The organism is Microvirga calopogonii (assembly GCF_003347665.1).
Taxonomy (GTDB): domain Bacteria; phylum Pseudomonadota; class Alphaproteobacteria; order Rhizobiales; family Beijerinckiaceae; genus Microvirga; species Microvirga calopogonii.
In genome coordinates, this window is record NZ_QDGA01000162.1 from 1 (window position 1) to 8,275 (window position 8,275).

Below are 8,275 nucleotides of genomic sequence, written 5' to 3' on the forward strand. Positions count from 1 at the left end.
GTCATTCCAGGTGATGGAATCGGAAAGGAAACGACGCCTGAAGGCGTGCGTGTTCTGGAGGCAGCGGCCAAGAAGTTCGGTTTCGACCTCCAGCTCGATCACTTCGATTTCTCCTCCTATGACTACTACGCCAAGCATGGCCGCATGCTGCCGGAGGACTGGAAGGAACAGATCGGATCGCACGAGGCTATCTTCTTCGGTGCCGTGGGCTGGCCGGAGAAGATCCCGGACCATGTCTCGCTTTGGGGATCGCTGCTGCAGTTCCGGCGAGAATTCGACCAGTACATCAACCTGCGGCCCGTGCGCCTGATGCCTGGTGTGCCGACGCCGCTCGCCAATCGCAAGCCCGGCGACATCGACTTCTGGGTCGTGCGTGAGAACACCGAAGGCGAGTATTCTTCCGTTGGCGGCAAGATGTTTCCCGGCACCGACCGGGAGGTGGTCATCCAGGAGACGGTGATGACGCGCATCGGCGTCGACCGGGTCCTGCGGTTTGCGTTCGACCTGGCGCAGAAGCGGCCGAAGAAGCATCTGACCTCGGCGACCAAATCGAACGGCATTTCGATCACGATGCCTTATTGGGACGAGCGCGTGGAGGAGATGGCCAGGAAGTATTCCGATGTGAAATGGGACAAGTATCACATCGACATACTCACAGCCCATTTCGTCCTTCACCCGGACTGGTTCGACGTGGTGGTCGCCTCGAACCTGTTCGGCGATATCCTGTCCGATTTGGGTCCTGCCTGCACGGGAACGATCGGCATTGCGCCGTCCGGCAACATCAATCCGGATCGAAACTTTCCGTCCCTGTTCGAGCCTGTCCACGGGTCGGCGCCTGACATTGCCGGGCAGGGGATCGCAAACCCCATCGGCCAGATCTGGTCCGGCGCGATGATGCTGGAGCACCTAGGGGAATCGGAAGCGGCAGCAGCCATCGTTCGCGCCATCGAGGATGTCTTGAGCGAGCGCACTCTGCGAACGCGCGACCTGGGCGGCAATGCTGCCACGGAAACCATTGGCAAAGCGGTCGCCGACGCCGTTGGTTGACCGGCTGGAACCCCGCCGACGTGGTCGTCGAGAAGTCACTGGGTCTCAAGCCCAAGGGGCGGGGGAGGGCGTAGACAGGCGGCCTCCCCCGAACAACTTTCCAGACGCATGATGCGCCAGTTCAACCGTGCCGGGATGAAGGCTTAAGACAGCGACCAGCCACCCACATGCTCACGGAACTCCCGCATGAACGTTACGGCCAAGGCGGAGACAGAGTGCTGGGGAGCGCGCAGAGCCACGAAGCCGGCATCGATGAAAGGCGTAAACGGCCTTGCAACAATTCCTTTGTCGAGAAACTCCGCTGCCGAGTACGGATCGACGAGACTGATGCCGCCGCCTTCTGCGACCAGGAGGCAGGCGATGTGTGACAAGGGCGTTTCGAGCAAGATCGTTCGGGCAATGCCTGCGAGGGTTGTATCGATTCTCGAACGGAAGAGGGTCCCTCGGCCGATCCCGACGAAACGTTCGCCGCCGAGATCTGCCGGCGTGATCCGATCATGTTGAGCTAGGCGGTGGCCCTTTGGCATGATTGCAACCGCCGCGACAGGAACGGTCTCGATCTCCAGCCCGATGCGATCCAAGGGACCGTCGGCGTATCCGAAATCGGCCTGCCCGCTCGCCACGGCATCCGTCACGAGGTGAGAGGGTATCCCGCTGATCGAGATGTGTACGTCCGGCCTGCGGGTGGAAAACCGTGCGGCGAACCGGGTCAGGACACTGCCGGCCAGTGCCGGCATAGCGGCGATCCGGAGAGAGCCGGCGGTCTGAGCGCCGAGTGCCTGTGCAAAGGCGCTGATCCGCGACAATCCTACGAACGATCGTTCCACTTCGGCCAGAAGCGCCGTTGCTTCGGCCGTGGGTACGATATGGTTTCCGCGTCTTATGAAAAGAGTGAGACCTGTTGCCTCTTCAAGTCCTTGGACGAGCCGGCTGACGGCCGGCTGCGTCACGAACAATGCCTCCGATGCGCTCGTGATGCTGCCCGTGAGCATCACCATGCGAAAAGCTTCGATTTGGCGGGAGCTGATATCCACTGGCGGGTCTCAAGCATAACTTTCTTGTATGCTTGAATAAGTAAATCTCATTTGACCTTATGGAAAGTGATGTCGATTGTTCCCGTGGAGGATCTTGGGCAGCCAAGGCGCACACGGCTGATCGACCTCAAAAATTCTAAGAGGGATAGAGAACATGAACACCTTGGGAGTCATGGGGGCTGCAGCCCTCGGCATGCTGGTTGCAGTTGGCGGAGCCGCCGCCCAGGAGAAGACCGTCAAGATCGCCACGGAGGGCGCTTACGCGCCGTGGAACTTCACGGGCGCGGGCGGCAAGCTCGAAGGCTTCGAGATCGACCTCGCCAACGACCTGTGCGCCCGCATGAAGGTGAAATGCGAGATCGTGGCCCAGGACTGGGACGGCATCATCCCGGCGCTCCAGGCCAAGAAGTACGACGCCATCATGGCCGGAATGACGATCACCGATAAGCGCAAGGAGGTCATCACCTTCTCCATTCCGTATGCGGATACGCCGAGTGTCTTCCTGGCGGCGAAAGACTCGCCTCTGGCGAAGCTCCCGGGCACCGGGCAGGCGTTCAACCTCACGACCCAGCAGGCTGCCGCCGAGAAGGCCATCGAGGACCTGAAACCGCTCCTGAAGGGCAAGTCCATCGGTGTCCAGACCTCGACCATCCAGGCCAGTTTCGCCGACAAGTACCTGAAGGGCACGGCCGAGATCCGCGAGTACAAGACCACGGAACAGCATGACCTGGATCTCGCGGCCGGCCGCATCGATGCAGTTTTCGCCGGAGCCGCCCAGGTGATCGGCACGCTCGAGAAGCCCGACTTCAAGGATTATGCCGTCGCGGGCCCCTCGCTGACGGGCGGTCTTCTAGGCGCTGGTATTGCCGTGGGTCTGCGTAAGGACGAGACGGATCTCAAGAAGTCCTTCGATGAGGCCATCCAGGGCGCCATCAAGGACGGCACGATCCAGAAGCTGTCGATGAAGTGGTTCAAGACCAACATCGCGCCTCAGAGTTGAGATGCTTCATGTCCGCGGGGCGCCGGATGCGCTCCGCGGCCTCGGATATCAGAATGGCAATCAATCGAAAACATGCCGAGCCCGACACCGTCGTCGTCGGCGGCGGCCTCATGGGCGCATGCCTTGCCTGGGGCCTCGCGCGACAGGGATTACGGGTCTGTGTCCTGGATGAGGGCGACATCGCGCTTCGCGCGTCACGAGCTAATTTTGCGCTCATCTGGGTTCAGGGAAAGGGCCTGGGCTTTCCCGCCTACACGGCTTGGACGAAAGCCGCCGCTGCGGCGTGGCCGCGGCTGGCCGCAGAGCTGAATGCCGATACGGGTATCGATGTGGGCCTCGATCAGCCGGGCGGCTTCAGCCTTTGTCTGTCCGATCGGGAACTGCAGTCCAACGTGGATGTGCTCAGGCGATTGCACGATCAGCCCGGGGCGGTGGCGCATCCATATGAAGTGCTCGATCATGGGCAGACGAAGGCGCGGCTTCCTGCGATAGGCCACGAGGTGAGCGGATCGATCTACTGTCCCTTGGACGGGCACGTGAACTCCCTTCGCCTTTTTCGTGCATTGCATGCCGCCTTCCAAGCGCGCGGCATCGACTATCGCGCGGACCATGCGGTTGAAGCGATCGAGCCGCATAACGGCGCCTTCGTGCTCAAGGGGACCTGGGGGGAGATGAGGGCGCCGAAGATCGTTCTCGCCGCCGGTCTGGGAAACGCCCGATTGGCCCCGATGGTGGGTCTGGACGCACCGATGAAATCAAGCCGTGGCCAGATCATCGTCACCGAAAAAGCCGCTCCTTTCCTCCGTTACCCGGTTGTCACCGTTCGCCAGACGGACGAGGGCGGCGTCATGATCGGCGACAGCGAGGAGGCGACCAACGTCAACCTCACAACCGACCACGGAATTTCATCCGTGATGGCCGACAGGGCCATCAGAATGTTTCCCCAGCTTGAAGAGCTGAATGTCGTCAGGACCTGGTCCGCCTTCCGGGTCATGACGCTGGACGGATCCCCGGTCTATGAGCAATCGCGAACCCATCCGGGAGCCTTCATCGCCATGGCTCATTCGGGCGTCACTCTGGCGCCCCAGCATGCCTATGACTTGGCGGAGGCGGTGGCCGCAGGAACGATCCCGGACGAATTGGCAGTCTTCGCGACCAGGAGGTTCCATGTTCCAGCGTATGCCTGACCGCATCGGGGATCAGGTTACCTTCACCTTCGACGGTAAATCCATCATGGCCTCGGCGGAGGACAGCGTCGCTGCCGCACTCCTGGCGGCGGGCGTTCGTTCCTGCCGCACGACCCCCGTGTCCGGCGCAGCACGCGGTCCTTATTGCATGATGGGCGTCTGCTTCGAGTGCCTCGTCAGGATCGATGGCGTCGGCAACAGGCAAGGGTGCCTCGTCCAGGTGCGGGAAGGAATGAGGGTTGAAACTCAGGATGGCGCCCACGCCCTGTCGGCGGAGGCGGCCCGATGACATCTGCCACGGGGGATAACGCCGCCTGCGCGGTCAAGGACCTCGCCGATGCCTATGACGTCATCGTCATCGGCGCCGGTCCCGCCGGACTTTCCGCGTCAACGACGGTTTCGGACCTTGGGGCGCAGACGCTTCTCATCGACGAGAACCGGACGCCCGGCGGCCAGATCTACAGGTCCGTTCTTCTCGCGCGGGTGGCTGATCGCCAGCGCCTGGGAGAGGATTACTGGCGGGGGCGTGAGATCGCCGAGGCGTTCCTGCGCTCCGGCGCCGAATATGCTCCAGCGACGACGGCTTGGAGCATCGGTCCCGTTCATGATGAACGAGGCCGCATCGTCGGTCACGAAGTCGGTGTTTCAGGCGGTGGTACAGCCCGCCTTATCCGTGCCAAGCAGATCGTGCTCGCGACGGGTGCGCTCGAGCGGCCGTTTCCGATCCCGGGCTGGACCTTGCCCGGCGTCATGACCGCTGGCGCCGCCCAGATCGCTTTGAAAACGTCAGGGCTCATTCCGGAGGGCAGGGTGGTCATTGCGGGAACGGGGCCCCTTCTCTATCTCCTGGCCGCTCAATTGATCGAGGCCGGCGCAACGGTTTCCGCGGTTCTCGACACGACGCCCAAGAACAACTGGCTAAAGGCCGCGCGCCATCTGCCCGCCTTCCTGAGCTCTGGCTATGTCGCCAAGGGATTGAGGCTCCTGAGAACGGTGCAACGCCGCACAAAAGTGGTCCGATGGGTCTCCGCCCTGTCAGCCGAAGGCGAAGGAGAGCTAACGCAGGTCGTATGGACGGCCCGTGGACAGAGGCAGCGCATGCCTGCGGATCTTCTCCTACTCCACCAAGGCGTGGTTCCGAACATCAACTTCTCCAATGCGGCTGGTTGCAAGCATGAGTGGGACGAGACGCAGTTGGCGTTCCGTCCGCAGGTCGACAACTGGTACGAAAGCACCGTCCCCGGTATTGCCATTGCGGGCGACGGCGCAGGGATCCATGGCGCCGAAGCGGCGGCTCTTCAGGGGGCGTTGGCGGGACTCGGGTGCGCATCGCGGCTCGGCTTCATCGATGGTGGCGACCGGGAGCGACAGGCCGCACGGCTGGAGGCGCAATACAGGAAGGTTACGCGAGGGCGCGACTTTCTGGACGTTCTGTACCAGCCGTCCCGATCGTTCAGGGCTCCACAGAACCCCGACACGATCGTCTGCCGGTGCGAAGAAGTCTCCGCAGGCCAGATTCGAGCATCCGTGCGCGCGGGAGCCGTTGGTCCCAACCAGATGAAGGTGTTCCTCCGGTCCGGGATGGGACCGTGCCAGGGCCGGCTATGCGGTTTGACCGTGACGGAACTCATTGCGGATGAGCGCGGTGTCCACCCTGGACAGGTCGGTTACTACCGTCTGCGGTTCCCGATCAAGCCTCTGAAACTGCGCGAACTCGCCAGCCTGCCGCAACCGGATGCGGCCAAAGTCGCGGTCCTGGCCGATCTGGCCGACACACATCTATCCAAGCAACGGTAAGCAAGGGAATTCGAAGTGACTGAAAGACACATTCAAACGCCGATCATGCACCGCGTTGTGGTTAACAACGGATTCGTGTTCGTCGGCGGTACGGTCGCAGACGATATGTCGGTCGGGCTTGAAGGTCAGACCGAGCAGATTCTCGCGAAATTCGACGAATATCTCAAAGTCGCAGGCACGGACAAAACCCGTTTGCTGTCGGCAACCATCTTCCTGACGGATCTCAGCCGGAAGTCCGAGATGGATCAGGCCTGGAAGCGATGGCTCTCGCCAGAGCATTTCCCAGCACGCGCAACCGTCGGCGTGGCAGACCTGGGGGAGGATACTCTGATCGAAATCACGTTAACCGCCGCCGTGAACTGAATGCTCCATACCGTGCCGAGTTGAAGACATATAAGCGGAGTCCGATGGTCGGCACGATATGAATGAGGATGGATGGGGAGATCAGTTACAGGCATCCTTTGAACTCGCTAGCAGGAAAGGCATTTATGTTCCATAATATATCTTATGCGAATTACCCGTGTCGCTGGATGGCTCTGTTTGACTGGCTACGAGCAGTTCCGTTCAGTCGCGGCGGACGACATCCATCTCGTCCTGCCGGAGACCGGCGTGTGCTCGACCAGCCTGCCAGCCGATTGAGCACAACCCGCCTCGTCGGGCTGCTCGCGACGGTACTCACCCTCGGAGCCGTGATCGCATCCATGATCGGCGTGCACCTGCTGACGTTCCTGCAGTCCCGGGGCTTTGAGCCCACAGCGGCGGTCGGCCTAGGGCGCTGGTCGGACCCTCGCAGGTCGGGGCCCGGGTGGTCGAAATGGCCTTCGGGCATCACTACCATCCAATCTGGACAATGGCGGCGTCCGTCACCTTGGTAGCAAGCGGAGTAATCTTGCTGATTGTCGACTTTCCCATCCTGGCCCTCGCCCTGGCTCTCTATGGTGCCGGCGACGGGATCGTCTCCATCGCCAAGGGCACCCTTCCCTTCGCGCTGTTCGGACATCGGGCTACGCCTCATTGATGGGCAAACTGGCCATGCCCAGCCTGCTCGCCCAAGCCCTCTCCCCGCCGATCGGGGCCATCCTGATCGACGTAGGCGGACCGGATGCGGCGCTCGGACTTCTCTCTGGGCTCGCCTGCCTGAATCTCGCCTTCCTGGGTCTGTTATGAGCTGTCTCAAGACCGACCCTGGCGGAAAGATCGTGAGACGGCCTCTGGCTCCGCCCTAGGCGGCTGCGGCCTCAGCGATGGCCTGCCTGCGACTGGACGTGCGGCGGTCGTATTCGTCCGCCAGTGCGCTCAGTGCCGCTCGGCCGTCGCCCGAGAAGGACGGGCCATGCATCAGAGCCAGCGTCCGCGGCGACAGCGTTGCCAGACTACGGATCGTCGCTCCCATCTCTGGGCTCAAGCTGGAGTACTGGAAAAGATCCTCGGCGGCGATCGCCGGACCGACGATGTCGCCCTCGGTCAGCGCCGGGCCATTGCCGAGCTGGGTGAAGAGGTCGCCGCACAGCAAGGTTTGGGTCGACTCCTCGTAAACCACGCCGGCATCCCACCCGTGCGGGGTGTGCGGGGTATCGATGTAGCGGATCCGCTTGCCGCCGATGTCGATCACTTCGCCATTCGCCACCACCCGTGGCGGTCGATCCGACATGTCGTTCAGCGACACCAGGCATCCCGTCATCCCATGCGCCACCTGAGCGTCCGGGGCAGCAGCCAGCCATTCGTTCATGGCGCCGCATTCGTCGGCCTCGTAATGGCCGAACGTGATCCAGCGCAGGTCCTGAACCGGCATGATCCGGGACACGGCTTCGGACACGAGCGGGAACATCTTTCGCAGCCCCGTGTGGAACAGGAGCGGTTCGTCGCCGCGCACGAGGAAATGGTTGAAGGTGAAGCCGGTCGGCGGGGCGATATCCGGCACGAACACGGAAATCCGATAGATGCCGTCGGCGATTTCGCTGATGTTGGGTCCCATGACTTTCTCCACGCGATCATCTTGGTGGGTGCCACCGGCCGGACTGGGCACGGTGGACAGCAGTCACATTTGAACGTACAATAGCGTGCAGTGAAATCGGCAGATGGTCAATATGGCGGCACCATGCGGTGTGCCGAAACACACATGACCCGGACCTACACCCTCAAGAAGCGTGCGGAACAGCAGGCGGAGACCCGGCAGAGGATCGTCGAGGCGGCTGTGGACCTGCACGGCA

Annotated in this window: 10 protein-coding genes; 8 read left to right on the top strand and 2 right to left on the bottom strand. The window is 62.2% G+C overall.

What is annotated here, in order from left to right; genetic code table 11:
- Positions 1–1,047, top strand: a 1,047-nt coding sequence (locus DDF70_RS34385) for a tartrate dehydrogenase (RefSeq protein WP_114949036.1), incomplete at its 5' end; no start/stop codon positions are given.
- Positions 1,048–1,190: 143 nt separating this feature from the next.
- Here DDF70_RS34385 and DDF70_RS34390 read toward each other — a convergent pair.
- Positions 1,191–2,081, bottom strand: a complete 891-nt coding sequence (locus DDF70_RS34390) for a LysR family transcriptional regulator (protein WP_114949037.1) — start codon at positions 2,079–2,081, stop codon at positions 1,191–1,193.
- A gap of 154 nt (positions 2,082–2,235) precedes the next feature.
- Between DDF70_RS34390 and DDF70_RS34395 the strand changes: the two genes are divergently transcribed.
- The 7 genes from DDF70_RS34395 to DDF70_RS38935 all read left to right on the top strand — a co-directional run bounded on the left by DDF70_RS34395 (position 2,236) and on the right by DDF70_RS38935 (position 7,232).
- Positions 2,236–3,081 (top strand): lysine/arginine/ornithine ABC transporter substrate-binding protein, encoded by an 846-nt coding sequence (locus tag DDF70_RS34395; protein ID WP_114949038.1) that lies wholly within the window; start codon positions 2,236–2,238, stop codon positions 3,079–3,081.
- Between the two features lie 53 nt (positions 3,082–3,134).
- The gene (locus DDF70_RS34400) at positions 3,135–4,268 is read left to right on the top strand and encodes an NAD(P)/FAD-dependent oxidoreductase (protein WP_114949044.1); all 1,134 of its coding nucleotides are present in this window, start codon (positions 3,135–3,137) and stop codon (positions 4,266–4,268) included.
- Positions 4,249–4,557, top strand: a complete 309-nt coding sequence (locus DDF70_RS34405) for a (2Fe-2S)-binding protein (protein ID WP_114949039.1) — start codon at positions 4,249–4,251, stop codon at positions 4,555–4,557. The genes DDF70_RS34400 and DDF70_RS34405 overlap by 20 nt, the downstream gene beginning before the upstream one ends.
- Positions 4,554–6,065, top strand: coding sequence for an FAD/NAD(P)-dependent oxidoreductase (locus tag DDF70_RS34410; RefSeq protein WP_114949040.1), 1,512 nt, complete (start codon positions 4,554–4,556; stop codon positions 6,063–6,065). Before DDF70_RS34405 ends, DDF70_RS34410 begins: the two co-directional genes overlap by 4 nt.
- A gap of 15 nt (positions 6,066–6,080) precedes the next feature.
- Positions 6,081–6,428, top strand: coding sequence for a RidA family protein (locus tag DDF70_RS34415; RefSeq protein ID WP_114949041.1), 348 nt, complete (start codon positions 6,081–6,083; stop codon positions 6,426–6,428).
- A 526-nt stretch (positions 6,429–6,954) separates the two neighbouring features.
- The gene (locus DDF70_RS38930; protein ID WP_281024418.1) at positions 6,955–7,083 is read left to right on the top strand and encodes a hypothetical protein; all 129 of its coding nucleotides are present in this window, start codon (positions 6,955–6,957) and stop codon (positions 7,081–7,083) included.
- A gap of 14 nt (positions 7,084–7,097) precedes the next feature.
- Positions 7,098–7,232, top strand: a complete 135-nt coding sequence (locus tag DDF70_RS38935) for a hypothetical protein (protein ID WP_281024419.1) — start codon at positions 7,098–7,100, stop codon at positions 7,230–7,232.
- A 55-nt stretch (positions 7,233–7,287) separates the two neighbouring features.
- Here DDF70_RS38935 and DDF70_RS34425 read toward each other — a convergent pair whose 3' ends face one another.
- A complete protein-coding gene (locus DDF70_RS34425) occupies positions 7,288–8,040 on the bottom strand; it encodes an oxygen-binding di-iron domain-containing protein (RefSeq protein ID WP_114949043.1) in 753 nt (250 codons plus the stop codon).
- Positions 8,041–8,275: the final 235 nt, after the last annotated feature.